The following is a 2,001-nucleotide window of genomic DNA, read 5'->3' as shown; positions in this document are numbered from 1 at the left end:
TTTATTGAGCTTCTCAGTAATGTGAACTGGCAGGCGAATGGTACGGCTTTGGGTAGCGATCGCCCGGGTGATTCCTTGACGGATCCACCAGTAAGCATAGGTGCTAAATCGGTAGCCTTTGGTCGGGTCAAATTTCTCAACCGCTCGCTCTAATCCCAGAGTTCCTTCCTGGATTAAGTCTAGGAGTTCCAAGCCACGGTTTTGATACTTCTTCGCTACTGACACTACCAGACGTAGGTTAGCTTTGATCATGTGTTCCTTAGCTTGGAGCCCTTCAGCTTGTACCTGCTCTAGCTCTTTGGATGTTAGTTCGGCTAACTCTGCCCAACGCAGTTTTCCAGCTGACATACTCGGCTTCAGTTGAGAAACGTCAATTCCTGCAGCCGTTGCCCACCGTTCCAAGGAAGGACGGTGACCTAACTGGGACGCTAGACGATCATGGATTTCAATCAGGTGGACAAAGCGCTCCATGACTTTATCCTCAGATATAGCCGACTTATTATTGCGCAGCCGTAGTAGTTTCATGTAGCGCTGAACTTTTTGAGCTTCCGAGACTTCCTCATCTCGCCTCAGTAGACGAACCCGACCAATTTCCTGGAGATATAACCGAACTAGGTCGGTGGTGCGACGGGTGCTATTTTTAGTTAAGCTAGCCGCGTCTGCACCCTCAATCTCCACATCAACTAAGTCATCCACTGATCCTTCCCCATCGTCCCTTGGGCCATTAAGCTCAAAGCTATAGGCAGAAGTCTCGTGATCTAATTCTGTGTCGGCATAGAAAGGAGTGGCTGGCATAATGATCTCTCGATTACAACCAGTGACAACACGGAATTGTGTTTGTCACACTTAGTACTAGAATTCCCACCCATGATGATCGGAGAAACAGCTACTTAATTTTTTCTCCCGGCAAGACTTACCGGTTATCCCTGGTAGCCTTTATTAATATTGGTAGCTAACGGTTCACCCGATCTATCCACCCTACCTTGCCGCATTCAGCTAAAGGTCTATAGATGGCAAAAGGAACAGGATCTCCTGATTTCAGCTATTGTATAAGTAACTCTATAGTAAAATAGAGACCTTGGTCAAAAGCTGTATTAATCTACAGTGCGCATCATGGGGATTCCAGAAAGATTCTCGCTAATTCAAGAAAAAATTTTATTTATGGGTATCAGGGACTAATATCAAGGACTAAGCAGTAGGGAAGCTACTTGCGGATATCCTGTGCTCGAATGGGTTTGAAGAAACAACGAACTTATGAATAAGTGCATACACATAGTTTAAAATTGCCAAATTATTGCCGAATTACCAGAGTAATCAAATATCAGTGCCACCTAGCTATGTTGCTAGATTGGCACTGATATTACGAAACTTGATAAAACATTACCAAAGTTTGCAATGTCTTGATGTAGTCGCTTTATCTCAAGCAGTGGCATGTCCCTAAAGATTTTATATTTTCAGGATGCCTGATAGACAACAGCAAAATGTCTCAATTTTTGTCTCAGTTTTTTGTCTCAGTTTTTTTGTATGAGTTTGAAAGCAGGGGAGCTTCCGGAGCAGGAGAGCTTTCGCAGTCAGGCAGCAAGGGATACTAGCTGGTTTGGTAAATTTTTCATGATCATTGCGATACTCTTAAGGCCAAAGGCCACCCTACGCGAACAGAGCCGCTACGCGATTGACCGTAGGTCACGCTACGCGAACGCACTCGAGATCAGACCATCATTCTGGCTTAGTATCTCGTAGCATTAGAGCTTCAACAGCCGCTTGGGGGGTTATCTCCCCTTGGAGCAATCGATGGACTTGATAAGTAATGGGTACTGAAATTCTTTTGAGCTTAGCTCGTTCCATCACAACCTTTGTAGTGTTGACCCCTTCTGCTGTTCCCTCCAAGTTGGCCAGAATATCTGCAAGTTTCTGACCAACAGCCAGCTTATAACCAACTTGATAATTGCGACTGAGCCGACTACTACAGGTTGCGAGTAAATCTCCTAGTCCCGACAAACA

Annotated in this window: 3 protein-coding genes; 1 reads left to right on the top strand and 2 read right to left on the bottom strand. The window is 45.1% G+C overall.

Annotated elements, in window-relative coordinates; genetic code table 11:
• Positions 1-795 (bottom strand): sigma-70 family RNA polymerase sigma factor (locus F6K20_RS36135; protein ID WP_287298042.1); only part of this gene is annotated, 795 nt, incomplete at its 3' end.
• A gap of 729 nt (positions 796-1,524) precedes the next feature.
• On the opposite strand from F6K20_RS36135, the gene F6K20_RS36130 reads away from it, so the two are divergent.
• Positions 1,525-1,740: a hypothetical protein gene (locus F6K20_RS36130; RefSeq protein ID WP_044494286.1), complete on the top strand. Its 216-nt coding sequence runs from the start codon at positions 1,525-1,527 to the stop codon at positions 1,738-1,740.
• On the opposite strand, the gene F6K20_RS36125 is transcribed toward F6K20_RS36130, so the two are convergent.
• The coding region (locus tag F6K20_RS36125; RefSeq protein WP_353736890.1) for an NAD(P)H-dependent glycerol-3-phosphate dehydrogenase at positions 1,717-2,001 on the bottom strand (285 nt) is incomplete at its 5' end. The genes F6K20_RS36130 and F6K20_RS36125 overlap by 24 nt on opposite strands.

The organism is Moorena sp. SIO2C4 (genome assembly GCF_010672485.1).
Taxonomy (GTDB): Bacteria; Cyanobacteriota; Cyanobacteriia; order Cyanobacteriales; family Coleofasciculaceae; genus Moorena; species Moorena producens.
Note: the sequence above shows the minus strand (reverse complement) of the source record. Positions and strands in the feature narration are given on the sequence as shown.